The sequence below is a fragment of the Streptomyces sp. BE20 genome, from assembly GCF_036322525.1.
Taxonomy (GTDB): domain Bacteria; phylum Actinomycetota; class Actinomycetes; order Streptomycetales; family Streptomycetaceae; genus Kitasatospora.
The window spans coordinates 1-25,769 of the sequence record NZ_JAQYWW010000832.1; the positions used below are offsets into that span (position 1 = coordinate 1).

Genomic DNA, 25,769 nt, shown 5'->3' on the forward strand with positions numbered 1-25,769 from the left:
GACAGTTTCATAGTGTTTCGGTGGTCATAGCGTGAGGGAAACGCCCGGTTACATTCCGAACCCGGAAGCTAAGCCTCACAGCGCCGATGGTACTGCAGGGGGGACCCTGTGGGAGAGTAGGACGCCGCCGAACAATCATTGTGAAGAACCCCCGTCCGGGATCCGGACGGGGGTTCTTTGCGTTTCCGGGGAATTCTGGACGAAGGGATCAGCCGTAGATGCCGGCGTAGAGGTCCTGGATCTGGTCGGCGGTGGGCACGGCGGGATTGTTGGCGGGGGAGCCGGAGGCCAGGGCCTGCTCGGCCATGAGGGGCGTCAGGCGGGTCCAGGCCTCCTGGTCGATGCCGTGGGCGCGGGGTGTGGGCACGTCCAGGTCCTGGCAGAGGCCGCGGAGCGCGTCGACGAGTTTCCCGGCGGCCACCTCGTCGGCGTCCGTGGCGGTCGCGGCTCCCAGGGCACGGGCGCAGTGGGCGTACCGGCCGGGTGCCGCGTGCACCGAGAAGGCGGTCACGGCGGGGAACAGCATCGCGTTCGACAGACCGTGGGCGACGTGGAAGTGGGCGCCGATCGGGCGGCTCATGCCGTGCACGAGGGCGACGCTGGAGTTCGAGAAGGCGATGCCGGCCTGGGTCGCGGCGAGCATCATGGCCTCGCGGGCCCGAACGTCCGAGCCGTCGGTGTAGGCGGGGCGCAGGTGGCGGCCGATGGTGCCGATCGCGGTGAGGGCGAGGCCGTCGGAGAAGGGGTTGGCCTTGCGGCTCACGTACGCCTCGACGGCGTGGGTGAGCGCGTCGATGCCGGTGTCGGCGGTCAGCCGGGGCGGCATCGACATGGTCAGCTCCACGTCGACCACGGCGGCGATCGGCAGGAACGCGGGGCCCAGACAGAGCATCTTCTCGTCCGTGCCGCTGTCGGTGATGACCGTGAACTGGGTCGCCTCCGATCCGCTGCCGGCGGTGGTGGGGACCGCGATCACCGGGAGCGCCGGGCCGAGGTTGACGCGCGGCGCCTTGTAATCGCGCATGTGACCGCCCCGCACGCCGAGCAGGGCGAGGGCCTTGGCGGTGTCCATCGGGCTTCCGCCGCCGAACCCGATGACCGAGTCCGCCTCGTGGTCGTGCAGAGCCTTCAGTCCCGGGGCGAGGGAGTCGGTCGTCGGGTCGGGCACGGTGTCGGAGAACAGCCGCGGGCTGAGTCCGGCCTTGAGCAGGGCCGCCGTAAGGCGTTCCGCCGCACCGCTTCCGACCAGGTACGCATCCGTGACGAGGAGCGGCCGGCTCAGCCCCAGCCCCGCGATGACGTTGCCGAGTTCCTCGGCGGCGCCGCGGCCGACGCGCATGATCCGTGGCAGGGACAGGCTGGCAACCATGGAGAACCCCTCAACGCTGGGAGGAACTTGGGGAGGACCCTCGGAAGGAACCGGGGGACGGACGGCGGCCGGGTACGCCGGCCGGGAAGGTTCGACTGTGACCCCCGTGAGGTTGTGCGTTCAATCGCCAATCGTGCAGACGAGGTGTGCGGAAATGCAGATACGCTGATCGCGTGCGCTCCCGTTCCCGCCCGGTCGGTGATGATCCGGCTCCGGCTCCGGCGCAGGTCTCGCCCACGCGGACGGACCGTAGCGGTCTCGATCCGCGCAGACTCCGCGCGGACGACCTGCGTTACCTGCTCGCGGTCGCCCGTACGGGGCGTCTGGTGACCGCCGCCGAGGTACTCGGGGTGGACCACACCACCGTGTCCCGCCGCATCACCGCACTGGAGAAGAGCCTCGGGGTGCGGCTGATGGAACGCGGTGCGGAGGGCTGGGCCCTGACGGACGCCGGGAAGGCCGTCTCCGCGAGCGCCCGCACGATCGAGGACGCCCTCGTCCGCGTCGTCGACGCGGTGTCCGGTCAGGACGCGCCGTCACTCCTCGGCACCGTCCGGGTCAGCGCTCCGGACGGCTTCGGCACCGTCTTCGCCACCCCGGCCCTGGCCCGGGTGCGCCGGCGCCACCCCCGACTGCACGTCGAACTCATCACCGCAACCCGTCAGTTGAACCTTCGACCGGCCGGCTTCGACCTCACCCTGACCATCGGCAGGCCGCCGAGGAGCCGTCTGGTGACCGAGCACCTCACCGACTACGCGCTGGGGCTGTACGCCAGCGACGAGTACCTCGCGCGGTGCGGGCCCCCCGGCGAGGTCGCCGACCTGCGCGAGCATCCGCTGATCTTCTACATCGAGTCGATGCTCCAGGTCGGCGACCTCGACATCGAACGTCATCTTCCGGGCATGACACCCGCGTTCTCCTCCACCAACGTCTTCGCCCAGCTCGAAGCCACCCGTGTGGGTGCCGGGGTCGGTGTGCTGCCGGCCTTCCTCGCCGATCGGGCCGGGTTGCGGCGGCTGCTGGTCGACGAGGTCGACATCCGACTGCCGATCACGCTGGCCGTGCGACGGGAAGCGGTGACCCACCCCGCCGTCCGGGCCGTGCGCGACGCCCTGCACCACGAGGTGGCCGACCGCACCGCCGAACTGCTCCCGGGGGAGTCCGGCCGCACGCCCCGGTCGAACGCGCGCCTGCTCTGACGGGCGACGGGGACGGACGACGGCGACGGCGGCGGTGACGGGTGACGGGCGACGGGTCCGACGGCACACGTGACGGGGGATGTCCGGTAGGGCCCACCGGCGTCGGTGCCGCGCGAGCGCGCAGGTCAGGAGCAGGGCCGGTGGCGTGCGGGACGCCCGGCGGCCACGAGAATGGTGCGGACGACTCCACGGAAGTACAGAGAAAGTGAACCCCCACATGGACCTCGGCGTGCGCTGGAAGCTGCACGGTGACGGGCGGACGCCCGCACCGGGAGCGGTCGTCCGCCCCGACGAACGACTCTCCTGGCCACGGACGGCAGGGCTCGGCGCCCAGCACGTGGTGGCCATGTTCGGCGCGAGCTTCGTGGCGCCCGTGCTGATGGGGCTCGACCCCAACCTGGCGATCATGATGTCCGGCGTCGCGACCGTCATCTTCCTGCTGGCGACCCGCGGCCGGGTGCCCAGCTACCTCGGTTGCTCGCTGTCCTTCGTCGGCGTGGCCGCGGTGATCCGGGCGCAGGGCGGTACCAGTGCCACGGTCACCGGCGCCGTGTTCGTGGTGGGCGTGGCGCTGTTCCTGGTGGGCCTGGCGGTCCAGCGGTTCGGGGCACGGATCATCCACGCCGCGATGCCCCCGATCGTCACCGGCGCCGTCGTCATGCTGATCGGCTTCAACCTCGCGCCCGTCACCGCCTCGACCTACTGGCCGCAGGACCAGTGGACGGCGTTGCTGGTGATGTCGTTCACCGGGTTGGCCGTGGTGTGTCTGCGGGGCTTCTGGTCGCGCGTGGCGATCTTCCTCGGGCTGCTCTTCGGGTACGGGATCTCCTGGCTGTTCGACCGGATCTTCGGGAAGATCCACTCGGTGGACGCGAGCGGACAGCTCACCGACCACTGGCGTCTGGACCTGTCGGGCGTGGGCACGGCGGACTGGATCGGCCTGCCCGCCTTCCACGGCCCCTCCTTCCAGTGGTCCGCGATCCTGGTGGCCCTGCCCGTGGTGATCGCGCTGGTCGCGGAGAACGCCGGGCACGTCAAGGCGGTGGGGGAGATGACCGGTGAGACCTTGGACGACAAGCTGGGCACCGCGATCTCCGCGGACGGCGTCGGCTCCATGCTCTCCACCGCGCTCGGCGGCCCGCCGAACACCACCTACTCCGAGAACATCGGCGTCATGGCCGCCACCCGTGTGTACTCCACCGCCGCCTACTGGGCGGCCGCCGGCTTCGCGCTGCTGTTCGGAATCTGCCCGAAGTTCGGTGCCGTCGTGGCCGCGGTCCCCGGTGGGGTCCTCGGCGGCATCACCGTCATCCTGTACGGCATGATCGGCCTGCTCGGCGCGCAGATCTGGACCAAGTCCGGGGTGGACCTGCGCAACCCGCTGAACCTGGTGCCGGCCGCCGCGGGCATCATCATCGGGGTCGGCAACGTCACCATGACGTTCACCGACACCTTCAGCCTCAGCGGCATCGCGCTGGGGACCGTGGTCGTCATCACCGGCTACCACGTGCTGCGAGCGCTGGCGCCCGCGCACCTCAAGACGCAGGAACCCCTGCTGGACGCGGGCACCTCCTCGTACGACGCGGGCACGGAGGACTCCGGAGAACCCGGCGGGGCGCCGCCGCGCACCTGACCGCTTCCGCAGCGGCCTTCCGGGTGGCCTCCCGCGTCGTCGCGTCCGTGTGCCGTCCCGCCACGGCCGACGACAGGTGCGGGCGAAGCCCACGGGGTGGGCCCGGGGAGCCGGACCGGTGGAGTCCCGGTCGGTCAGCCGGTGTGCGCGGCCCGGTCGCAGTGCGGGCAGACCTTCCCGCTCCCGTGCCACTTGGGCGGGTACCAGGAGGAGCCGGGCTCGGCCGGGCGGTAGTCCACGGCCTGCATCCGTCGGGTGTCGGCACCGCACAGGGTGGAACCACCGGGAGCGCCGGGCACGGACGGGTCGGCCCCGGCCGCGTGCACGGCGCGCACGCCCTCGACGTACTCGTCGGCGGCGCCGCCGAAGGGGGCCACCCGCTGGAGCTCCGGTTCGAGGAGCACGATGAGTCTCATCACCCCACCTTCGTGGTGAGGACGGCCGCGCGCACCCGTAACGCGCCCCGGGGAGGAGGAAGCCGGTCCCGGCCTCCTTCTCCGAAAGCGAAAGCGAAAGCGGGACCGGAAGCGGCAGGGGCCGGTGAGGTCGACGGTGCTCTCGTCCGGGGAGCGCCCACGGCACCCGGGGGCCGCCGCCGTGACCGCGGAGACCTTGCCCCCGGTGCCCGTGGTCGACCGGTGGGAGTGCCCGAAAGGGCCGCTGCCGGTCGGCCTGCTGGCCCGACCGGCCGTCAGGTGGTCGAATCGACGGATGCGTTCGGGCCGGCCGGCCCGGGCGGCGTCCGTTTCCGCCACTCATCCACCCGGGAGAGGCATGTCCTTTCTGTCCCACCACCGCAGGACCGCCGTCGGAGTCGTGGCCCTCACCACGCTCGCGATCGCGGGCGGTTCGGTCACCGCGAGCAGCTCGGCCGCCGCTGCGGGCAAGGTCCTGTGGACCCCCAGCACCAGCAAGGGCCCGTCCTCCTTCGCCGCCGTCCAGTGCGCGTCGGGTGACTTCGGCGTCGTCCAGGACTCCGCCAAGGGCAGCGTGTGGCGGGCGTTCCAGGCCGCGGGCGCGGAGCGCTGCGAGACGCTCGGCCCCGACCTGAAGGAGGGGGACACCTTCTACCTCGGCTGGTCGTCCAAGGTGGACATCCAGGACACGAACAGCCGCTACGTCTTCCAGCTCAAGTGCTCGCCGAGCACCGGTACGGCGAACCACCCGATCGAGATCGACGCGACGGCCGGGCGCATCCGCCTCCAGGAGTGGGACACCGAGCACGTCGCCCACACGCTGTGGACCGCGCCGACCGCCAACAACCAGTGGCACTCCTACGCGCTGAAGATCCGCCTGGGCCGCACCGACGGCACCATCGACTTCTGGTTCGACGGGGTGAAGCAGTCCTTCACGACCGGCTCCGGCACCTTCAGGGGCACCACGTGGGACGGCACCCGCAACTACCTCAAGTGGGGTTCCTACCACCTCTCCTCGGGGGCCGCGACGAACACCTTCACCAGCCCGGTCATGGCGACCACGCTGGAGACGGCCACCGCCGGCTCGTGACGGACGGACCGCGCGCCGAGGCGGTCCGCGGACGGCGGCCCGCCGCCCGGGGAAGGCGGGGAGGCCGTCTGCTCAGGCCGTCTGCTCAGTCCGTCCCGGTGGTGAGGCGGACACGGTCGGGGTCCGCGCCGTGGAAGGTGGCGAGGGCCCGTGCTTCGGCGTGGACCTCGTCCCGTTCCGGGGCGGACAGGGGGCGCAGCGCGGTGACGGTGAGCTGTTCGTCGCGCAGGGTCCAGGTGGCGGCGACGCGTCCGTCGACGAGGACGGCGCGCCGACCGGCGACGGAGAGGCCGAGGTGGGCGTCGTCGATGATGCGGCTGCGGTCCTGGTAGCCGAGGATCGCGTTGTCGAAAGCCGGGAGGAAGCGGACAGGTGCGGGGGTGTCCGGGTCCGGGCGCGGCGCGTCGGGCAGGTCGAGCAGTTCGCGGCCGCGTTCGTCGCGGAAGGTGACGAGTTCCCCGCGGACGGCCTTGACCGCGGCGGGCAGTCCGGCGAGTCCGCACCAGGCACGGAGGTCCGCGGTGGCGGCGGGGCCGTGGGCGGCGAGGTAGCGCCGGACGAGCCGGCGCCCGACGGGATCGCTCTCGTCGGGTGAGAGCGGCGGGATCTCGCGCCCCAGCCAGGCGGCCAGGGGCAGGTTGCGGACGCCCGCGGTGGTGCGCCACAGGCCGCGGGGCGGGAGCTGGGCCATCGGGACGAGGGCGGCGACGAGCACCTCGCCCAGGGCGCGGCGCGGGGGCGCGGGCCAGCGGCCTTCGACTTCCCGGACGAGTTCGGTCATGGTGCGGGGTTGCGCGTCGGCCATGACCGCCCTTCCTGCGGCGGCGAGTTCGTCCAGGTCGACGCCCGCGAGCTCGCGCCGGTAGGCGGCCGTCGACCGCTGGCGCAGCATGGCGTCGTGGCGTGCCCGCCAGGCCAGTGCGTCGTCGGCGGTGACGAGGTGGACGGTGCGGCGCATCAGGTGCGTGCGTACGACCGTGCGCCCGGTCAGTGCGTCGTCCAGGTCCTGTGGCCGGAACGCCCTCAGCCGGGACCACAGGCCCGTGAACGGTTCCTGGGGTTCCTGCGCCTGCAGGCCGCACAGGTGCGCCACGGCGTCGCGGACGGGCGTGTCCTCGCGCGCGAGCAGGTACTGGCGGGCGAGGGCGGCGCGGTTGAGGGCGCGGGTGCCGAGGACGGTCATGCGGTCTGCTCCTGGCGTCGGGTCGGTCGGGCGGTTGGTCGGTCGGTCGGTCGGGCGGGGTGTCCTCGACCGGCGGCCGGGTCATCACCGTGGCAGACGTGGCGGACAGGAGGTGTCCTCGACTCGGGTGCGCCCGGAGGCCGGGGCACCCCGCCCGGGGTGCTCCGGCCGGCTGCCCGAGGTCGTGGATCAGGTGCGGTTGAGGGTTCTGCTGATGCCCGAGATGACGGCGGTGGTCAGGAGCCAGCCGATGGCGATCAGGGTGTAGCCGAACCACTGCTGGGGTCCCGTCCAGTACCACGCGGTGCGAGGAGGACCCGTCGGACGTCGTCCTCGTGGCCGATCCTCCGGTACCAGGAGGCGAGTTGCTCGTACGCCTGGGGCGAGTATCCCTGGAGGCGGGCCAGCCGGGCCAGGCGGTCGGCGACGGGACCGGGTCCGGCGGCCGGGGCCTGGATCGAGGTGTAGGTGAAGCCGTCGAGGCGGGTGTCGGCGGGCCGGCTGTGCTCGTTGTCGTGCAGGACGACGGCCTGTGCGTCCTGAAGGTCGACCGCGCCGGTCGGTGGGGCGGCCGTGATCGCCTCGGCGCGGACGGTGCGCCCGTCACCCCAGGCCGCCCCGTCGGCCGGGTCGTCCGCGATCGCCTCACCGCTGCGCAGGTCGACCACCGAGCCGGTGGGGCACGCGTCCCACAACCGCCGTTCCGGTTCGCTCAGGTGCTCGTACGTCAGCATGCCGTCCCCCTGCGATCGTCGACCGCGTCGGGACCGCACCCTGGACGAACCCCTCGCAGCCGGCCGGTACGGAACCGACTGGCCTACGGGTGTGCGGGTGTGACGTTCAGTGACGTACCCGGCGTACCCGACGGGCCCGGAGGTATTCGAGGGCGAGCAGGCGGAGGGCGGCGGGCTCGGCCGGGCCGGCCGTGCGGTGCAGCAGGGTGTAGACGGCGGCCCGGGCGTGGACGGCCGCCGCCCCGCCCGAGCGGGCCGCGCAGAGGCCGTGCGGGAGGCGGCGTAGGAAGCGGCGCCGTTCGGGCCCGGCGCGTCGCAGGCTTCGGCGGAGGAGTGCGCGTGTTCATTTCGTGGTCATCTGACGGACCGGTGGCTTGCATCGGCACGAACTACCGGGTTCACCGGGTATGCGATATGACTGGCCCTCATCATCTGATCGCCTTCGGTGTTCACCGTGTGCGAATCTGAATTCAGAAAGAGTGATTGTGGACAAATCACCTGTGAGGGCCGTTGTGCCCTCCCTGGTCGGTCTTCTGCTCGCGGCCCTCATACCGGGAACGGCGGCGGCCGTGGAGCCGCCCCCGTCCGTCTGGGTGGCGAGCGGCTACGACCACGTGTTCTCGGCCTCTCCCGCTCCGGATCGCCCCACCCGCGCGGTCGGGCTCTTCGCGGCCCGCAACGAGACCCAGGCCGCCCAGATCGCGGTCCGCTCCGGCCACCGGCTGACGGGGGTGCAGGTGGTGGCCGGCGACCTCGCCGGGCCGGCCGGTGCCACCATCCCGGCGTCCCGGATCACCGTGAACCGGGAGTACAACCACCCGCGCGTCGCCAAGGTCACTCCCTGGAACGGCATCGGGCAGCCCGGCTACCAGGAGCCGCCGGACGGCGGGACCAGCTACTACGACGCCCTGGTGGAGAACACCCCGTACGAGCTGGCCCCCGACACGACGCAGCCGTACCACTACAGCGTCGCGGTGCCCGCCGGCCAGGCTCCCGGTACCTACACCGGCAAGGCCACCGTGCAGAGTTCGGACGGCGCGGTGGACGTCCCGGTCTCGGTGACGGTCTACGACGCCGCGCTCCCGCCGGCCAACCGGTCGACGCTCCGGATGAACAATTGGTTCACCTCGGTCGGCTGGGACTACGGCTGGACCGCGCAGGACATCCGCGCGCAGTACGGCGTCGAGGACTACAGCGAGGGCTGGTGGGAGGTCATGAGGAACTTCGCCGCCAACCACGCCAAGCACCGGAACAACGTGATCTTCGCGGATTTCCAGGCACTGGCGATCCCGGACACCACCCTGGTCGACGGTCAGTACACGTTCACGTGGCAGAACCTCGACCGGTTCCTCCAGCTCTTCCAGGACGCCGGAGCCCTCCAGTACATCTACACGCCGCACCTGATCGAGGGCAGCGGCAACGTGCTGGAGCAGCTGGTCGGTGACGGCCAGGGCGGCGTCAGGAAGACCAACGTCCTGATCGACACGCCCGAGCGCAGGGCGGCGAGCGCCGTGTACCTCGACACGATCCTCGCCTCGCTGAAGGCCCACCTCGACACCAAGTGCCTGGACGCCGGGCCCACCTGCGCCCCCGGCCGGCGCTGGAGCGACGTCTTCTACATGAGCGCCCTCGACGAGCCGGGCGGCAACCTGACCGACCAGAACGTGACCTCGCCGTGGGTCTACCAGCAGTTCCGCAGGCACTTCCCCAGCGGCCTGACCAACGAGGCCCACACCACGGCCGTCCCCACCATCGACGCGGCCCTCGGCACCGTCACGCCGCTGCTCAACAGCGACTACGACGCCAACGCCGGCTACTACCAGAGCCTGCGGCTCGCCGGGAAGGAGCTCTGGCTCTACCACTCCAGCTCGCCGACGGACAATCACCTCAACCGGTTCATCAGCTACCCGCTGTCCGACTCCCGGCTGACGCCCTGGATGGTGGCGGCCGTCGGAGGCACCGGCTACCTGCACTGGGGCTGGAACCACTGGACCGACCCGAACACCTACGCCGCCGTGAACACCTTCGACGACTGGGAGACCGGCGACAACATGCTGGTCCGGCCCAACGCCGGTGACGCCACGCACCGGAAGTACGAGGTCTACGACAGCGTCCGCAGTGAGGCCCTGCTGGCGGGCATCCAGGACTACGAACTGCTCCACCAGCTCGCCGCCACCAAGCCCGTGCTCGCCCGCGCCCTGATCGGCTCGCTGATCACCGGCACCACGTCGTTCTCCACCTCCGGCACCGAGACCGACCACCGCCACAAGCAGATCCTGGACGCGCTCACCTCCACGGCCCCCGACGCCGCCTTCCCCTTCGCCGACGACTTCTCCGGCGGCACCGACGGCGAGTGGCGCCACACCAGGGGCACCTGGTCGGTGACCGCCGACGGCGCGTACGTCCAGAGCGACCCGCTCAGCGGCTGGGAGACGACGTCCGCAGTGGCCGGCCGCGCCTACCGGGACGCCGCGGTCTCCGTCGACGTCCGGATCACCGGGGTCGACGCCAACGACGGCGGTGACACCAACTGGGCGGGTCTCACGCTGCACAGCCAGAACCCGACCGACACCCAGACCGGCTACCTGGTCGGCCTGCGCAACAACGGCACGGTGTTCGTCCACCGCAGCGGCACGACCCTCGCCACGGCCGCCGTCCCCGGGTACACCCCGGGGCGGACCGTCAGCCTGCGGGTCATCAGCCAGGGCGACACCCTGCGGGTCTTCGACGGCGCGACGCTCCTGCTCACCGTCACCGACGGCAGCTACCCGGTGGGCAACGTCGCGCTCGCCACCGGCCACGCCGCCGCCCGGTTCGACAACGTGCGGATCAACCCGGGGACCAACCCCGCCGAGGGCGCCGTCGTCACCGCGTCCAGCTCCTACGAGGCGGACGGCTGGGGCAGGGCCGCCGCCACCGACGGCCGCCGCGGCCTGGCGGACGGCAGCAAGGGCTGGAGCAGCATCGACAACCTCGGTGCCGACCACACCGAATGGGTGACGGTCGACCTCGGCTCCACCCGGCGGACCGGCCGCGTGGACCTCTACCCGCGGGCCGACGGCGACGCCACCGGGCAGGGCTTCCCGGTGGACTTCACCGTGCAGGTCTCGGCCGACAACACCACCTGGACCACCGTCGCGTCCCGCAACGGCCACCCGAAGCCCGACGCCTCGGCGCAGTCCTTCGCGTTCCCGCCCGCGGACGTCCGCTACATCCGGGTGACGGGGACCAAGTTGCGTACCGACCCCCACGGCAACTACCACCTGCAGTTCGCCGAGATCGAGGCCGGCGGCCGGGAACCGGCCCTCGGCCGACCGGTCACCAGCTCCAGCTCCGTGGAGTCCTCGGGCTGGAAGCGCAGCGCGGCGACCGACGGCGTGCTGAACTCCGCGCTCGGCTACTCGATGGGGTGGAGCAGCGCCAAGTCCCCGACCGCGACCGCCCACGAGTGGGTCACCGTCGACCTTCAGGGTGCCAACGTGCTCAGCCAGGTCAGGCTCACCCCCCGCACCGACGGGGTGAACACCGGACTGGGCTTCCCGGTGGACTTCACCGTGCAGGTCTCGGCCGACAACGCCACCTGGACCACCGTTGCGTCCCGGACCGGCTACCCGCGCCCCGGGGCGGTGAGCCAGGACTTCGCCTTCACCCCGGTCACGGCCCGCTACGTGCGGATCACCGGTACCCGCCTGAGCGCCGACCAGTTCGGCGACCACTACCTCCAGCTGGGCGAGATCGGCGTCGGCTGACCCACCACCGGCGGGCCGCCCGGCCCGTCGCCCGGCCCGTCGTACGGCCTCGCCGGGTCGTCTCCCACCGCCCCCGGTCCGCCGCCCGTCACCCGGGCGGCGGGCCGGGGGCTCCGTGCTCCGGGCCCTCCCGGCGGAGGCCCGGCGGAGGCCCGGAGCCCCGCCCGGCCGCAGCGCCCGCCGTCCGGCCGCCCCGGGAGACCCCGGTGCCGGTGCCCGCCACGTGATGCCGGACCCGGTCCGGTCCCCGATGATCGGTCGAGACAGCAGTGTGCGACCGGCCGGCGGCCTTCCGCGGCAGCCCGGTCCGGGCCGCCGATCACCCGCGCCGGTCGGACGCCACCGTGGCCGCCGGCCGATCAGGAGGTCTGTGATGCCACGGGAAGCCGGACCGGCGATGCGCGCCGTGCGACACGCCACGCCCGAGGAGCGGGCGGCCCTCGGCAGGGCCGCCCGCCGCCGCGCCCCCCGCTCGTCGCACGCCGCGTACGAGCCGCCGAAGGGTCGGCCGGACCCGTTGGGCATCCTGGAGTCGCAGTCGGCCCGCCGGGTCCCCGAACTGGTGCCCATCCGCTACAGCCGGATGAGCGAGTCCCCGTTCCGGTTCTACCGGGGCGCCGCCGCGATCATGGCCTCCGACCTGGCCGGCTCGCCGGACTCCGGGATCAGGGCCCAGCTGTGCGGCGACGCCCACATGCTGAACTTCCGGCTGCTCGCCTCCCCGGAGCGGCAACTGCTCTTCGACATCAACGACTTCGACGAGACCCTGCCCGGCCCCTGGGAGTGGGACGTCAAGCGGCTGTCGGCCAGCCTGGCCATCGCCGGGCGGGCGAACGGCTTCGACGACGACGAGCGCTCGGACATCGTGCGGGCCACGGTGCGGTCGTACCGCGAGGCGATGGCGCGGTTCGCGGGCATGCACAACCTCGACGTCTGGTACGCCAGGATGGACGCGGCCCGCGTCCAGGCGCTGGCCACCGGCCGGATCCACAAGCGCGGGCAGAAGCAGCTCGCGCGCGCCATGGCCAAGGCCCGCACCCGCGACAGCCTGCAGGCCTTCGAGAAGCTCACCGAGACGGTGGACGGGCAGGCCCGGATCGCCGCCGACCCGCCGTTGCTCGTCCCGATCTCGGACCTGCTCACGGGCGTCACCCGCGACACGTTGCAGGGCCAGCTCCTCGACCTGGTCGGACGCTACGGCCACACCCTCTCCTCGGACCGGCGCACCCTCCTGGAGGACTACCGGCTCGTGGACGTGGCCCGCAAGGTGGTCGGCGTGGGCAGCGTCGGCACCCGCTGCTGGATCTTCCTGCTGCTCGGCCGGGACGGCCGGGACCCGCTGTTCCTCCAGGCGAAGGAGGCCGACACCTCCGTCCTGGCCGCCCACGTCGGAGCCGGCCGGTACTCCAATCAGGGCGAGCGCGTGGTTTCGGGGCAGCGGCTGATGCAGGCCGCGAGCGACATCTTCCTCGGCTGGGAACGGGTCGAGGGCATCGACGGCCGGCGCCGGGACTTCTACGTCCGCCAGCTGCGCGACTGGAAGGGCATCGCCGTGGCCGAGGACATGGTGCCGGCCGGCATGCGGGCGTTCGGCGAACTGTGCGGCGCCACCCTGGCCCGCGCACACGCCAGGTCCGGCGACCGGATCGCGATCGCCGCCTACCTCGGGCGCGGTGACTCCTTCGACCGCGCGGTCGCGGGGTTCGCCGAGTCCTACGCCGACCAGAACGAGCGCGACCACGGGGCGCTCCTGGACGCGATCCGGTCCGGCCGGCTGCCGGCCGAGGACGTGCGGCCCTCGGGGTGATCCGGGCCGGGGGGCCGGGGGAGAGGGCGCGGAGGCGTCGGCCGGACCGGTCGTCCGGGCGCCTCCCGGAGATCAACCGGTTGATTTCCGGGTGGATTCCGGGCATCTGTCGGTCCGGTGCGGGAATCGGCCGCTTCCCGGCCGGTGGCTCGGCATAGTGGCCGTAGGCACAGGGGTGAGCTCGGAACCGGGAAGGCGGGGGCGCCGGTGGGTGACACGGAGGACGGCGGCGTGCGGGGGCTGCGCGCATGGGTCGTGGACGCGGAGGAACGGGTCAGGCGGATGCACCCCGCGGTGGGCGGGGTGGCGCCGTCGGCGCGGGAGTGCGAGGCGTCCGTCGGCGAACTCGAAGAGCTGACGAGGCTGTTGGAGTACGACCCCGAGCTGCGCAGCGTGGCGGCCGGCTCGCTGGGGGCGGCACTCGCCGACCTGATCGCGAGTGTGAACCCGGCCGGAGAGCCCGTCGTGGACCGGATGCGGCAGACCCTGAACCGGCTCCTCGGCGCGGTGGACGGCGCCCCGGCCCCGGCCCAGACCCCGACCCCGGTCCCGGACCCGGCGACTCCGCGGACCGCGCCGACCCGAAACCCGCCGGACCCGGACCCGGACCCGAGCCCCGAGCCGGCCCCCGATCCGTCGGAGTTCCTCACCCCCGACGCCCTGCACCGCCTCGCCGCCGCCCTGGACGCCGTGGGCGCCGCCAGGTACGGCCTCCAGGACGCCCTGAACGGCGAGGACCCGCACGGGGCGATCAACGAGCTGCTCGGCCGGCTGCGTGCGGTCCAGGACCGGCCGCCCCCGGGACCCGACCAGTCCGCCGGCCTGGAGGCACTCCGGGCGATGCTGCTGGGCATCAGCGCCGCGGCCGGCGGCACCTACCAGGACCAGGCGGCGGGCCGTCACCACCGGGCGGCGACCTTCGGCCACCTCGGCGAGCTCGCCGACCTGCTGCCGCCCGGCGCCGGGGATCCCGGAGTCCTGGACCGCGTCCGGGAGTTGTACGGCCGGATCATGGACGCCGGGCAGACGGGGGACACCGACGCCGACGTACGGGTGGCGCTCGGCCTGCTGGCCGAGGCCGAGACGCTGGCGGAGGACGTCCCGGACGGGGCCTTCCGAGGATTCGTCCTGGCGACGCTGGGGGCGGCACACGGGAAGCTGGGCGTCGTCACGCGTGATCCGGAGGCGGCTCTGCGGGCCATGGCGTCCATGAAGGAGGGCATGGCTGCGGTCAGGGCGAGCGGACTGCCGTTCGGCGACCTGATCCCGATGCCCCGCTTTCCGGACTTCGACCTGCTGCAAGCCGCTCTGGCCGGCGACCCGACGGTTCCGCTGCCCGAGCACGTCCCCCCGCCTCCGCGGTCCTCGACGGAGGAGGTGTACGGCTCCGCGCGCGAGCTGGGCCTGCGGTACGGCCTGAGCCCCGACGGGGAGGTCCTCGACCGGCTGATCGCGGAGCTGGAACGGGTCAGGGACGGTGTGCGGGAGGGCCGGGCCCCGCGGATCGCCGCCGAGGCCCTGTGGAGCCTCGCCGAGGCGTACCGGGAGCGGGGCGTCCGCAACGAGGACGTGTCGGACCTCTCGGCCCTGGCGGCGGCCACGGAGGCGCTGACCGCCCTCTCCGCGGACGTGCTCCTGCAGAGCGGTGCCGAGCACGGGTTGCTCGCGGCCCGCGACGGCGCCAGCCGAGGTCTCCAGGGTGCGCTGTGGGCCGCCTCCCAGGGGCGGCTGCACGAGGCGGTGGCCGCGCTGGAGCTGGGCCGAGCCCTGGTGTTGCAGGCGACGTCCACCGCCCTGGCCGTCCCCGAACTCCTCGAACGGCGCGGCCACCACGAGCTCGCCGACGCCTGGCGGACCGCCACCGGGACCCCGGACGACGGGGCCGCCGGTGGCGGTGGGGTGCCCGGTGGGGTGCCCGGCGAACTGCCCAGCACGCTACGCCGCCGGGCCCTGGAGGCACTCGGCTACCGGCACGAGGGCGCCCTCGTGCGGACTCCCACGCTGAGCGAGCTCGCGGACGGGCTGGCGGAGGGCGGGGCGGACGCGCTGCTCTACCTGGTCCCCGGCGACTCCGTGAGCCCCGGGGTCGTGATCGTCGTGGGCCCGGAGCTCGGGGCCGGTCTGTGGATCTGCGAGCCGCTGTCCCGGGCCGGGAGCGGCCCGCTCGAACGCTACCTCGACGCCACGGCCGGGCACGACGCCGCCGTACGCGCCGCCGCGCGCGACGGCGATGCGGTGGACCCCGGTGCGCGGCAGACCTGGGAGGACGCGCTCGGCGGGCTCTGCGACTGGGCCCACGAGGTCCTCGACCCGGTCCTCGCGGGCATCACCGAACGGCTGGGCGCCGAACGGCCCGGCGCCGAACGGCCGGGTCCCGGGGCCCGGCAGCTCCGGTTCGTCGTCGTGCCCTGCGGGCGGCTGGGCATCGTCCCCTGGCACGCCGCACGGTCCCCCGGCGAACCGCCCCGCGCGTACCTCTGCCAGTCCGCGGTGGTCAGCTACGCCGCGTCGGGGAGCCAGTTCCTGCGCACCCTGCGCCGCGCCCCTCGGCCTCCGGCGGCCGAACCGGTGCTGGTCGCCGATCCGGGGCAGAGCCTGATGTACGCCGAGATCGAGGTCCTGGCCCTGCGGGACTCCTTCTACCCGGGCGCCCGGCTCTGCGGGGCGATCTCGGAGCCGGGCGTGGACGCGACGGCTCCCTGCACGCCCGAGGCCGTCCTCGGGTACCTCGCCGACGGGGCCTCGCTGCTCCACGTGGCCTCGCACGGTACGGCCGGTACGAGCCCCACGGCCTCGGCCCTCGACCTGACGGTCCCCGGGCACGCCTCCCGGCCCGACCGGGATCCGCGGGCGCCCGGCCCGGACCCCGCTCCCGGTCTGCTCACGGTCACCCGGCTCCTCGACCGGCCGGACGCCGGGCACGGGCCGGGGGACGGCCCGCTGGTCGTGCTGAGCGCCTGTCAGACGGACCTCTCGATGCGCGACCACGACGAGGCGCTCACCCTCACCACGGGCTTCGTCACGGCCGGGGCCCGGGACGTCGTCGGCTCGCGCTGGGCCGCCCCGGACGGCGCGTCGGCCCTGCTCATGGCCGTGTTCCACCACTACCTGAACGTCGACCGGCTCAGTCCCGTCGACGCGCTCGGGGCCGCCCAGCGCTGGATGCTCGACCCGGACCGGCGGAACCCGGGCTCGCTCCACGGCGACCTGCTCCGGGAGATGGACCGTCCGGGCCTCGACCGGATCGCGTCGTGGGCGGCCTTCGTCCACCAGGGCCACCCGGGGGCGGGCCCGGGGGCGCGAGCGGGCGTCGACGCCACCGGTGACGGCGTGGAGAACGACGAAGCCGCGGGGCGCGCCGGCGCCGCGGAGAAGACCGTCCGAGAAGGGGGAGAGGCGTGAACGACGACGGGACGGGTGGGCGCGGGGGGCGGTCGGCGAACCGGCTCGTCGGCCTCATCCACACGCACCGGGACACCGTCCGCGAGCGGCTCGGCGAAGAGCTCTACGCCGTACTGGTCGTCCGGGTGGAGGCGCTCGCCGCCGTGGCCCCGGACGACGAGATGGGCTGGCGCAGGGCGCTCCAGGGTGTTCGGCTGGCCCTGCTGCCGCTGCCGTTCGACCATCCGGTCCGGGTCTCCCTGGACTCCTTCCGGCAGGTCGCCGCGCCACCGGGGCCGGCGAGCGTGGCCGAGGTGCGCGAGCTGCTGGCCTGGCTGTCGGCCCCGGCGGCCGGGGCGGCCGACCCCGGGGAGGCCGGGCGGGACGGCCACCCGCTGCTCGACGCGCCGTCGTTCTCGGCGGCGCAGGCGCGGGACCGCTGCGGCGGCCCGCCGCCGCCCGAACTGATCAGAGTGCCGAACGCCCGCTCCGGCGACCGCTATCCGCAGTTCCAGTTCGGGGCGGACGGCGGCGTCCCGCACCGGGTCGTCCTGGAGGTCAACCGGTTGCTGCTCGCGGACGTCGACCCCTGGGGTGCCGGAACGTGGTGGCTCAGCGAGAACAGCTGGCTGGGCGGCGTGCCCGCGTCGCTGCTCGGCCGGCTGCCCGACCACCGACTGGTCGGGGCGGCCACCCAACTGGTGGAGGGAGAATGATGAAGGACGGTCTCTTCCCGTGGAAGGAAAGCCCCTTTCCGCTGATCGACTTCGCCCTGTACCCGAACGTCACGACGGTCCCGGCGGGTACGGAGCTGTGGCGGGTGCACAAGTCCCACTACGCGCCGGACGAGTTCAACCCGAGGCTCTCGGACCTCCACTTCGACGGAGGGCGCTTCGAGGGCACGGTGCTCGACCCGTACCACTACCTGTACCTGGCACACACCCCGGTCACGGCTCTCGCCGAGAGCCTGCTGCGCTCCCTGCCGTACGGCTCGTTCGGCACCCGGGAGGTCTCCTACGCCACGGTGCACGGCCGCTCGCTGAGCTGCCTGCGCGCCCGGTACGACCTCACGCTCGTCTCCCTGGTCACCGGGGCGGACCTGGCCGCCGTCCGCCAGGAGCCCACACTCCTGGAGGACGAGCGGAACTACGCCGCGGCCCGGCGCTGGTCGAGCGAGATCCGGGCGCAGGCGCCGGACGCGCAGGGCCTCGTCTGGGACTCCCGCCGGAACCGGGGCGAGCGCGCGCTGGTGCTCTACCGCGACCGCTTCGAGCACGCCGACGGCGGACCGCTGGAGGTGGTGCCGGGCAGCGGGGTTCCGGACCTCGGATCACCGGAAGGCCGGGAGCGGGTCAACGAGTTGATCGCTCCCCTGTGGGCGGAGGTCTCCAAGCCCGTGGGGTGGTGACGCGGTCGGCCGGTCCCCGGCGGTGGGCCCGCCCGGCGCCGTCGGGCCGGCCCACCGCCGGGGACCGGACCGGTCAGTGCGCGGTGCGGACCGGCGGCCGGACGCCCCGGAACTCCCAGTCGCCGCCGAGGGCGGTGGAGAGCACCTCCTCGGAGGCGGTCAGCTGGGCGCCGACGTCGGTGCGGACGGGCACCGGACCGGCCACCACGTGGTTGCGGAGCCGGCCGAGCCCCTCGACCTCGACCTCGACGACGTCGCCCGGCTGCACCGGCCGGGAGTTGGCGGGTGTGCCGGAGAGCAGCACGTCGCCGGGGTGGAGCGTGATGGTGCGGGCGATGTCGGCCACCAGGTAGTGCATGTCCCACTCCATCTCGTCGGTGGAGCCGTCCTGGACGATCGTCCCGTTCACGTAGGTGCGCAGGTACTTGCCGCGGAAGTCCCAGTCGGTGACCAGGCCGGGGCCGAGCGGGCCGAGGGTGTCGGAGCCCTTCACCCGGAGCATCGATCCGGCGTCGGTGTCGCGGAAGTCGTGCAGGCCGAAGTCGTTGGCGACGGTGTACCCGGCGATGTACGCCCCGGCGTCGGCGGGGGCGATGTTGCGGCAGGTGCGGCCGATCACGATCGCTACCTCGCCCTCGTAGTTGAGGTAGCGGCAGCCTTCGGGCCGGACCACGGCGCCCTCGTGGGAGTTGAGCGCCGAGACGGGCTTGTGGAAGTAGGTCGGGGCCGGGGTGAGTCTGATCCCGAACTCCTCGACCCGGCTGCGGTGGTTGAGGTGGACGGCGACGATCTTGCTGGGGACGACCGGCGGCAGGTGGTGGGCGGACTCGGCGGAGACCCGGCGGCCGTCGCCGGCGACCAGGTCGGCGCCCTCGCGCCGTACCTCGACCACGGCGCCGTCGAGCAGGATCCGGCGGTACTCAGGCATGGGGGAGCTCCTCGGTGCGGGGGCCGGCGGGACCGTCGACGTGGTGCGGATCGTCGTGGTGCGGGTCGACGTGGTGGTGCGGGTCGTGGCGGGCGGGCCCGGGCCGCGGCGCGGTCCAGCCGGCGGCGGGCCGGTCGAACCAGAGCAGCGCCTGTCCGGTGCCCACGGAGTTCTCGTACTCGCCGTACTGGCGGGCGGGCGCGGTGCAGCGCTGCTCGCCGAGGGCGCCGGCCAGCATCAGGTAGTGGCCGAAGCCGGCCTCGGGCTTGAAGGCCCGGAACTCGTCCATGGTGTCGAGGACGCGGTCGTGCCGGCCCTGGCGGAACCAGTCGATCCGCTGCTCGTCGGCGGCCCGGGCCTGCGGGGTGAAGATGTGGCTCGGGTCGCTGGCCTCGTGGTCGCGCAGCTCGCGCAGCGGCCAGAAGGTGTGCGACAGCGCGCCGGAGGCGATCACCAGGACCTTCCGGTCGACGGCCGCGATGCCGTCGGCGAGCGCCCGGCCGAGGCGCAGGTGGTCCTCGGCGTCGCCGGTCTGGCAGACCCCGATGCTGACCCAGCGCTTGTCCGGCAGGCCCTCGCCGAGGTGCTTCCAGAGGTTGACGGTCGCGTAGTAGACCGGGAGCCAGGGATCGTCGATCGGGGTGATCCAGGTGCCGTGGCGGTCGGCGAACCGGGCGACGGAGTGGGCGAGTTCCTGGTCCCCGGGGTAGTCGTAGGGCATCCGGCGCATGCCGCGCGGCAGCTCCTCGGAGGTGAACAGGCCGGCCCGGCGCTGCTGGGCGGCGACCACGAACTCGACGGTGGTGGCCCAGTGCGAGTCGAGGAGGACGACCGTGTCGTAGTCGACCGTCTCGAAGACGTCCCGGCGCAGCTCCCGGAGGCCGGTGACCAGGCTGATCTCCCGGCCTCCGTTGAGCTCGCGCCGGGTGGCCTCGGGCAGCACGATGGTGGGGACGTGGGCGAGCAGCCCGGCGCCGACGATCTCACCCATGGTGGGCCCAGCCCTTCGGTGCGGTGACGGTGTTGCGCAGGTCGCAGTAGAAGTCGAAGCTCCAGTCGCCGCCCTCGCGGCCGACGCCCGACTCGCGCGAGCCGCCGAACGGCGCGCGCAGGTCGCGGACGAAGAAGCAGTTGACCCAGACGGTGCCGGCCACCAGTTGGTCGGCGACCCGGTCGGCGCGCTCCCGGTTGCCGGTGACGACCGTGGCCGCGAGGCCGAAGCGGGTGTCGTTGGCCAGGGTGACGGCCTCCTCCTCGGTGGCGAAGGTCTGCAGCGTGAGCACCGGTCCGAAGACCTCCTCCTGGACGATCTCGGAGGACTGGTGGACGTCGGTGAGCAGGGTCGGGCGGTAGTAGAGGCCGCCCAGCTCCTCGTTCGGCCCGCCGCCGAAGACCGCGCGGGCGCCGTTGCCCAGGGCGCGCCGGACGAAGCCGTCGATCCGCTCCAGCTGGCGGGGGTGGATGTTCGGTCCGACGTCGGTCGTCTCCTCGCGCGGGTCGCCCTGACGCAGTGCGGCGGCGCGGGCGGTGAGCCGGGCGGTGAACTCCTCGGCCACCGACGCCTCGACCAGCAGGCGGGTGGCGGCGAGGCAGACCTGGCCGGCGTTGTCGAACTGTTCGGCGGCGAGGCCGGCGGCGAGGTCGAGGTCCGCGTCGGCGAAGACCAGCAGCGGCGACTTGCCGCCGAGTTCGAGGCTGGTCGGGGTGAGGTGGTGGCCGGCGGACGCGGCGATCTGCCGGGCGGTGGGGACGGAGCCGGTGAAGCTGATCCGCCGGACGTCGGGGTGGGCGGTGAGCGGCGCGCCCACCTCGGCGCCGTAGCCCTGGACGACGTTGAGGACGCCGTCGGGCAGGCCGGCCGCGGCGGCGATGTCCGCGAGCAGCGAGGCGGTGAGCGGTGACCATTCGGCGGGCTTGAGCACGACGGTGTTCCCGGCGGCGAGGGCGGGGGCCACCTTCCAGGTCGCCAGCATCAGCGGCGCGTTCCAGGGGGTGATGAGGACGCACGGGCCGGCCGGGTCCCAGCTGACCCGGTTGGTGTGGCCGCGGGTGTCGAGGTCCGGGTGGGCGAGGGTGAGCAGCCGGTCGGCGAAGAACCGGAAGTTGTGGGCCACACGCGGCATGACACCGCGTCGGTGCGAGCGCAGCAGGGCGCCGTTGTCGGCGGTCTCGACGGCGGCGAGGTCCTCCAGCCGGGCCTCGACGCCGTCGGCGATCGCGTGCAGCAGCCGGGCCCGCTCGGCGGGCGGGGTGGCGGCCCAGCCGGGGTGGGCGGCCGTGGCGGCGGCGACGGCGGCCCGCGCCTCGGCGGCGGACCCCCGGGCGATCCGGGCGAGCTCGGTGCCGTCGACGGGGGAGTGGTCGGCGAAGGTGTCGGCGGAGGCGACGCGGCGTCCGCCGATCCAGTGGCGGGTGTCCACGGGGACCCCGGCCACCGTGGCGAGGTGGGGCGGCGGCGCGTCGACGCCGGCCGCGGGGTGGACGGGCATGCGCGCCCTCCTTCTACTCGTTTGGTTCCAAACAACATAGGGGCGGCGCTCGGCGAGGTCAACCCTTTGACGTGACGCTGTCGTTGGCTATCGTTTGCTTCCAAATGAAGCTCCCGGCGGCATTCGCCGCGACCTGAACCGGAGGCACCGTGACGGGCGGAACGCAGCACGGCGGCACGTACGAGGACTGGCAGCGGCGCGCCCGCGAGCTCGCCCTCCCCACCGCCCACCTGATCGGCGGCACGCAGGAACCCGGCGGCGGCGCCACCTTCGAGGTGGTCTCCCCGCGGGACGGCCGCGTCCTGGCGGAGGTCGCCGCCGGCGGCGACGCGGAGGCGGACGCCGCGGTGGCCGCCGCCCGCCGGGCCTTCGACCACGGCCCGTGGCCGCGGACCGCCCCGGCCGACCGCGGGCGCGCACTCCAGCGACTGGCCGACCTGGTCGAGCTGCACCGCGACGAACTCGCCCTGCTGATCAGCCTGGAGATGGGCAAGCCGGTCGCCGAGGCGCGGGACATCGAACTGCGCGCGGTGGCCGCCACCTTCCGCTGGTACGGACAGCTCGCCGACAAGCTGGTCGACGAGGCCCCGCACACCCCCGGCGACGCCCTCGCCCTCGTCACCCGCGAGCCGGTCGGCGTCGTGGCGGCCGTCGTGCCGTGGAACTTCCCCCTCACCATGGCCGCCTGGAAGACCGCGCCGGCCCTCGCCGCCGGCTGCACCGTGGTGCTCAAGCCCGCCGAACAGTCCCCGCTCTCCGCGCTGCGCCTCGGTGCGCTCGCCGTCGAGGCCGGACTGCCGGACGGCGTCCTCAACGTGCTGGCCGGCCAGGGCCCGGAGGCCGGCCGCGCACTCGGCCGCCACCCGGACGTCGACGCGCTCGCCTTCACCGGCTCCACCGAGGTCGGGCGCCACTTCCTGCGGTACGCCGCCGACTCCAACCTCAAGCGGGTCTGGCTCGAACTCGGCGGCAAGTCCCCGAACATCGTCCTGCCGGACGCCCCCGACCTGGACCGCGCGGCGGCCACCGCCGCCTGGGGGATCTTCTTCAACCAGGGGGAGATGTGCACCGCGCCGTCCAGGCTGCTGGTGCACCGCGCGGTGGCCGACCGGGTGGTGGACGCCGTCGTGGCCCGCGCCCGCACGCTGCGGGTCGGCGACCCGCTCGACCCGGCCACCGAGATGGGCCCGCTGGTCACGGCGGCCCACCGCGAGCGCGTCCTCGGGCACGTCGGAGCCGCCCACGAGGACGGGGCCCGGCTGCGGGCCGGCGGCGCCGCCGCCCTCGCGGAGACCGGTGGGCACTACCTGCTGCCGACCGTGTTCGACCGGGTCGCGGCGGACTCCCGGCTCGCCCGCGACGAGGTGTTCGGCCCGGTCCTCGCCGTCCAGGTCTTCGACACGCCCGAGGAGGCCGTCCGGCTCGCCAACGACAGCGTCTACGGGCTGGCCGCCGGGCTCTGGACCGCGGACCTCTCCACCGCCCACCGGATGTCGCGGGCGCTGCGGGCCGGGACGGTCTGGGTCAACTGCTACGAGGAGGGCGGGCTCGAAGTGCCGTTCGGGGGCGTCAAGCAGTCCGGCCACGGCCGCGACAAGTCCGCCCACGCGCTGGACAAGTACACCGACCTCAAGACCACCTGGATCCGGCTGTGAGCGCGGCCCGGCCGCTGATCGCCCTGCCCGCCCGGCACTCGGCCTCGGCCTCGGCGCTGCGGTACGCCGCGCTGGTGACCGCCGAGGCGCTGGCCGAGGCCGTCTACCGGGCGGGCGGCGAGCCGTTCATGATGCTGCCCGCCGGGCCCCGCGCGCCGGGGGCCGCCGGGGCGGAGGAGATCGCCGAGCGACTCGCGCGCTGCGCGGGCCTGCTGCTTCCCGGTGGCGGGGACCTCGACCCGGCGCACTACGGCGGGGCCGACCGGCACCCCGAGGTCTACGACCTGCACCCCGGGCAGGACGCCTTCGACCTCGCGCTCGCCGGGTACGCCCTGGTGGCCGGCCTGCCGACGCTGGCCGTCTGCCGCGGCCTCCAGGTGGTCAACACGGTGCTCGGCGGCTCCCTGGAGCAGGACATGGGAGGCCCGGGGCGGGACCACCGGCACGTGCTCCACCGGCTGGCGCCGGTCGGCGGGAGCCTGCTGGCGTCGGTCACCGGCACGGGGGAGCGGGAGGTGTCCTGCTACCACCACCAGCGCGTCGACCGGCTCGGGCGCGGACTCCGGGTGACGGCGCGGGCGGCCGACGGCACCGTGGAGGCAATCGAACTCGCCTCGCCGGCCGGGTGGTTCCTCGGGGTGCAGTGGCACCCCGAGGACACCGCGGCCGCCGACCCGGGCCGGCGGGCCGTCTTCGAGGCCCTCGTCGAGGCCGCCGCCGCCGAGAGCCGCCGGGGCTGAGCGCCACCGGGGTCGAACGCGGCCGGCCCGGTCCTCCGAGGGGGACCGGGCCGGCCGCGAGGGGCCGAGGGGGTGCCGGCGCGTCGGGGCGGGGGCCGGAGGGCTCAGACCTCGCGCCGGCGGCGACCGCCCGGGCGGGGCGGCGGGGGAGCGTCGGCGGTCAGCTCGGAGCGGCGGTTCCCGCCGTCCCGCTCCAGCGTGCCGACGACGCGGCGCAGCAGGCCGGCCAGCTGCTCGCACTCCTCGTCGGAGAGCGCGCCGGCCACGAACGCCTCCTCCTGGTTGAACCGCGGGAACAGCTCGGCCATCAGGGACTCCCCGGCGGGGGTGAGCCGCAGCAGCACCATCCGCCCGTCCGACGGGTGGCCGACCCGCTCGACCAGGCCGCGGGATTCGAGCGTGCGGGCCACGCCGGTGAGCGTGCCCTTGGAGATGCCGGCCTCCTCGGCGACGTACCGGGTCTCCATCTCGCCCCAGATCCAGACCACCCAGAGCACCACGAACGAGGTCCAGGTCAGCTGGGCGCCGCGCAGGACGGAGTTCTCCAGGTGCTGGCGGACGGCGGCGGCCGCCCGGTGGATGTTGGAGACGGCGGCCATCTGCGCCCGTAGCAGCGGGACCTGGCCCAGCTTGGCCAGGACGGCCCGCTCGGTCTCCTCGATGGTGCGGTTGGTCACCGGTCGTCCCTCCCACGCGGCGGGGCCGCGGTTCTGTCGTCGGCCGAATCTAGCGTGCCGGGCACTCCATTTGCACCCGTACGACCTGCGTCCGGGGCCTGGGGGTCCCGGGACCGGGGGTTCCGGGCCCGGGACGCAGGATCAGCCCGTCGTGGCCGCCGGCTCCAGCAGGCGACCGCCGTTCCAGACCACGCCGACCTGCCGGTAGTAGGCGGCGATCGGCTCCTCGATCCGCAGCGCGGCCAGCTCCTCCGTGGGCGCCTCGAACAGCTCCAGCTCGGCGCTGCCGCGCCAGGCCGGCCCGGCCTCGAACGCGGCGGCCCCGCTCTCGACCAGCTCGTCCAGCGCGAAGGCGCCCGGCCGGTCGATGGCCGGCAGCCGGCGGTGGTGGGCCATCGGGTGGCCGTTCACGAAGCCGTTGGTCGGGGACTCCTCCTCCAGCGTGACCACCGCCTGGGCGAGCCGCCGGTCGGCCGCCGCGAGGGTGGCCCCGAACCGGGCGCCGGGGGCGAGCCGGGGCGCCGGGCCGAAGGGGTGCGGGCGGGTCTGGTGGATCGAGCCCAGCTTCTTCGGGTAGCCCTGGTGCAGGCCGCGCGCGATCGCGAAGTCCTTGTCCACCCAGATGTAGACGCAGCGGGAGTAGGTCCGGCCCCGGTAGCTGCAGCGCACCACGGCGAAGCACTCCCGGTACTGGGAGCGGACCGGGTCGAGCAGCTCCGCGCCGTCGGCGGCGCAGGACTGCCAGTCGGCCCAGATCAGGGCGACCGCGCCGGGGTCCTCCTCGGCCGGCGACAGCGGCGCGGGGAGCAGCTCGGCGACCCGGGCCGGGTCGGTGCGGTACTCGATCGTCAGCAGGTCGCCCGAGTAGTGCCAGGGCGGGGCCGGGACGAGGGAGGAGCGGCCGGTGGCCGTCCTGGGGTGAAAGAAGCCGTGCACGGTGGCCACGGCACCTCCTGGTTCGGGGTGGCTGGGGCGGGTGGCGGGCGGGTCGGTGGGCGCGGCGGCGTAGCCGCGGAAGCGGCGCGGCGGCGGGGGCGCGACCTGCGGGGGTTTCTCGTTTGGGGCCATACGATATGCCGCGACGGGCCGCCTGTCACCCCCTCCTCCCCGATTGCGCGGATCCGGCCCGGACTCTTGCCGAACGGGGCACCCGGGCCTAATGTTTGATCCCAAACGAGAGTCCGGGGCCGGTGCTGTCCGCTCGCCCGCCCGGACCGCAGGTGCACTCCCTCCCCCACGCCAGCCTCACGAGGAGGCCCGCAGTGACCGACCAGGTCGCCACCCCCGCATCCCCCGCCGGGACCGCCCCCG

The 25,769-nt window shown here is 74.0% G+C and carries 19 protein-coding genes and 1 rRNA gene; 11 read left to right on the forward strand and 9 right to left on the reverse strand.

Translation table 11 applies throughout. The features are described from left to right. The first annotated feature begins 16 nt into the window (after positions 1–16). A 5S ribosomal RNA gene (gene rrf / locus PUR61_RS17550) occupies positions 17–133 on the forward strand. Positions 134–208: 75 nt separating this feature from the next. On the opposite strand, the gene PUR61_RS17555 is transcribed toward rrf, so the two are convergent. Then, positions 209–1,369, reverse strand: coding sequence for an iron-containing alcohol dehydrogenase (locus PUR61_RS17555; RefSeq protein ID WP_329879798.1), 1,161 nt, complete (start codon positions 1,367–1,369; stop codon positions 209–211). A 173-nt stretch (positions 1,370–1,542) separates the two neighbouring features. On the opposite strand from PUR61_RS17555, the gene PUR61_RS17560 reads away from it, so the two are divergent. Together PUR61_RS17560 and PUR61_RS17565 are read left to right on the forward strand one after the other, a co-directional pair. Further along, positions 1,543–2,568, forward strand: coding sequence for a LysR family transcriptional regulator (locus PUR61_RS17560; protein ID WP_329879799.1), 1,026 nt, complete (start codon positions 1,543–1,545; stop codon positions 2,566–2,568). Positions 2,569–2,785: 217 nt separating this feature from the next. Then, positions 2,786–4,201 (forward strand): uracil-xanthine permease family protein, encoded by a 1,416-nt coding sequence (locus PUR61_RS17565; RefSeq protein ID WP_329879800.1) that lies wholly within the window; start codon positions 2,786–2,788, stop codon positions 4,199–4,201. Positions 4,202–4,335: 134 nt separating this feature from the next. On the opposite strand, the gene PUR61_RS17570 is transcribed toward PUR61_RS17565, so the two are convergent. Beyond that, the gene (locus PUR61_RS17570) at positions 4,336–4,617 is read right to left on the reverse strand and encodes a hypothetical protein (RefSeq protein WP_329879802.1); all 282 of its coding nucleotides are present in this window, start codon (positions 4,615–4,617) and stop codon (positions 4,336–4,338) included. A 358-nt stretch (positions 4,618–4,975) separates the two neighbouring features. Here PUR61_RS17570 and PUR61_RS17575 point away from each other — a divergent pair, with 358 nt between their 5' ends. Beyond that, entirely contained in the window at positions 4,976–5,707 is a 732-nt protein-coding gene (locus PUR61_RS17575; RefSeq protein ID WP_329879804.1) for a heparin lyase I family protein, read from the forward strand. An 85-nt stretch (positions 5,708–5,792) separates the two neighbouring features. Here the strand turns inward: PUR61_RS17575 and PUR61_RS17580 are convergent, their stop codons facing one another. Together PUR61_RS17580 and PUR61_RS17585 are read right to left on the reverse strand one after the other, a co-directional pair. Beyond that, the gene (locus PUR61_RS17580; protein ID WP_329879806.1) at positions 5,793–6,890 is read right to left on the reverse strand and encodes a winged helix DNA-binding domain-containing protein; all 1,098 of its coding nucleotides are present in this window, start codon (positions 6,888–6,890) and stop codon (positions 5,793–5,795) included. A gap of 257 nt (positions 6,891–7,147) precedes the next feature. After that, positions 7,148–7,624 carry a hypothetical protein gene (locus PUR61_RS17585; RefSeq protein WP_329879807.1) on the reverse strand — a complete coding sequence of 159 codons (477 nt, stop codon included), beginning with the start codon at positions 7,622–7,624 and terminating at the stop codon, positions 7,148–7,150. A gap of 500 nt (positions 7,625–8,124) precedes the next feature. On the opposite strand from PUR61_RS17585, the gene PUR61_RS17590 reads away from it, so the two are divergent. The 5 genes from PUR61_RS17590 to PUR61_RS17610 all read left to right on the forward strand — a co-directional run bounded on the left by PUR61_RS17590 (position 8,125) and on the right by PUR61_RS17610 (position 17,969). Further along, positions 8,125–11,373, forward strand: coding sequence for a discoidin domain-containing protein (locus PUR61_RS17590; protein WP_329879808.1), 3,249 nt, complete (start codon positions 8,125–8,127; stop codon positions 11,371–11,373). A 373-nt stretch (positions 11,374–11,746) separates the two neighbouring features. Next, the gene (locus PUR61_RS17595) at positions 11,747–13,180 is read left to right on the forward strand and encodes a DUF2252 domain-containing protein (RefSeq protein WP_329879809.1); all 1,434 of its coding nucleotides are present in this window, start codon (positions 11,747–11,749) and stop codon (positions 13,178–13,180) included. Between the two features lie 207 nt (positions 13,181–13,387). Beyond that, positions 13,388–16,582, forward strand: a complete 3,195-nt coding sequence (locus PUR61_RS17600; RefSeq protein ID WP_329879811.1) for a CHAT domain-containing protein — start codon at positions 13,388–13,390, stop codon at positions 16,580–16,582. Further along, positions 16,579–17,277: a hypothetical protein gene (locus PUR61_RS17605; RefSeq protein ID WP_329879813.1), complete on the forward strand. Its 699-nt coding sequence runs from the start codon at positions 16,579–16,581 to the stop codon at positions 17,275–17,277. The genes PUR61_RS17600 and PUR61_RS17605 overlap by 4 nt, the downstream gene beginning before the upstream one ends. Next, positions 17,274–17,969: an RES family NAD+ phosphorylase gene (locus PUR61_RS17610; protein WP_329879814.1), complete on the forward strand. Its 696-nt coding sequence runs from the start codon at positions 17,274–17,276 to the stop codon at positions 17,967–17,969. Before PUR61_RS17605 ends, PUR61_RS17610 begins: the two co-directional genes overlap by 4 nt. A gap of 73 nt (positions 17,970–18,042) precedes the next feature. Here PUR61_RS17610 and PUR61_RS17615 read toward each other — a convergent pair whose 3' ends face one another. The 3 genes from PUR61_RS17615 to PUR61_RS17625 are packed head-to-tail and all read right to left on the reverse strand — an operon-like array spanning position 18,043 to position 21,386. Next, the gene (locus tag PUR61_RS17615; RefSeq protein ID WP_329879815.1) at positions 18,043–18,897 is read right to left on the reverse strand and encodes a fumarylacetoacetate hydrolase family protein; all 855 of its coding nucleotides are present in this window, start codon (positions 18,895–18,897) and stop codon (positions 18,043–18,045) included. After that, positions 18,890–19,888 (reverse strand): 3,4-dihydroxyphenylacetate 2,3-dioxygenase, encoded by a 999-nt coding sequence (locus tag PUR61_RS17620; protein WP_329879816.1) that lies wholly within the window; start codon positions 19,886–19,888, stop codon positions 18,890–18,892. The genes PUR61_RS17615 and PUR61_RS17620 overlap by 8 nt, the downstream gene beginning before the upstream one ends. Continuing rightward, a complete protein-coding gene (locus PUR61_RS17625) occupies positions 19,881–21,386 on the reverse strand; it encodes an aldehyde dehydrogenase (RefSeq protein WP_329879817.1) in 1,506 nt (501 codons plus the stop codon). The genes PUR61_RS17620 and PUR61_RS17625 overlap by 8 nt, the downstream gene beginning before the upstream one ends. Positions 21,387–21,535: 149 nt before the next feature. Between PUR61_RS17625 and PUR61_RS17630 the strand changes: the two genes are divergently transcribed. Next, the gene (locus tag PUR61_RS17630; RefSeq protein WP_329879818.1) at positions 21,536–23,041 is read left to right on the forward strand and encodes an aldehyde dehydrogenase family protein; all 1,506 of its coding nucleotides are present in this window, start codon (positions 21,536–21,538) and stop codon (positions 23,039–23,041) included. Then, positions 23,038–23,781 carry a gamma-glutamyl-gamma-aminobutyrate hydrolase family protein gene (locus PUR61_RS17635; RefSeq protein ID WP_329879819.1) on the forward strand — a complete coding sequence of 248 codons (744 nt, stop codon included), beginning with the start codon at positions 23,038–23,040 and terminating at the stop codon, positions 23,779–23,781. The genes PUR61_RS17630 and PUR61_RS17635 overlap by 4 nt, the downstream gene beginning before the upstream one ends. A gap of 104 nt (positions 23,782–23,885) precedes the next feature. On the opposite strand, the gene PUR61_RS17640 is transcribed toward PUR61_RS17635, so the two are convergent. Next, positions 23,886–24,458: a MarR family winged helix-turn-helix transcriptional regulator gene (locus PUR61_RS17640; RefSeq protein WP_329879820.1), complete on the reverse strand. Its 573-nt coding sequence runs from the start codon at positions 24,456–24,458 to the stop codon at positions 23,886–23,888. Positions 24,459–24,599: 141 nt separating this feature from the next. Continuing rightward, positions 24,600–25,403 (reverse strand): acetoacetate decarboxylase family protein, encoded by an 804-nt coding sequence (locus PUR61_RS17645; protein WP_329879821.1) that lies wholly within the window; start codon positions 25,401–25,403, stop codon positions 24,600–24,602. Positions 25,404–25,769: the final 366 nt, after the last annotated feature.

Coding starts and splice junctions, on each gene's coding strand:
- PUR61_RS17565 (WP_329879800.1), top strand. CDS start 2,786: ATGGACCTCGGCGTGCGCTGGAAGCTGCACGGTGACGGGCGGACGCCC.
- PUR61_RS17570 (WP_329879802.1), bottom strand. CDS start 4,617: ATGAGACTCATCGTGCTCCTCGAACCGGAGCTCCAGCGGGTGGCCCCC.
- PUR61_RS17575 (WP_329879804.1), top strand. CDS start 4,976: ATGTCCTTTCTGTCCCACCACCGCAGGACCGCCGTCGGAGTCGTGGCC.
- PUR61_RS17580 (WP_329879806.1), bottom strand. CDS start 6,890: ATGACCGTCCTCGGCACCCGCGCCCTCAACCGCGCCGCCCTCGCCCGC.
- PUR61_RS17615 (WP_329879815.1), bottom strand. CDS start 18,897: ATGCCTGAGTACCGCCGGATCCTGCTCGACGGCGCCGTGGTCGAGGTA.
- PUR61_RS17625 (WP_329879817.1), bottom strand. CDS start 21,386: ATGCCCGTCCACCCCGCGGCCGGCGTCGACGCGCCGCCGCCCCACCTC.
- PUR61_RS17585 (WP_329879807.1), bottom strand. CDS start 7,624: ATGCTGACGTACGAGCACCTGAGCGAACCGGAACGGCGGTTGTGGGAC.
- PUR61_RS17620 (WP_329879816.1), bottom strand. CDS start 19,888: ATGGGTGAGATCGTCGGCGCCGGGCTGCTCGCCCACGTCCCCACCATC.
- PUR61_RS17555 (WP_329879798.1), bottom strand. CDS start 1,369: ATGGTTGCCAGCCTGTCCCTGCCACGGATCATGCGCGTCGGCCGCGGC.
- PUR61_RS17595 (WP_329879809.1), top strand. CDS start 11,747: ATGCCACGGGAAGCCGGACCGGCGATGCGCGCCGTGCGACACGCCACG.
- PUR61_RS17610 (WP_329879814.1), top strand. CDS start 17,274: ATGATGAAGGACGGTCTCTTCCCGTGGAAGGAAAGCCCCTTTCCGCTG.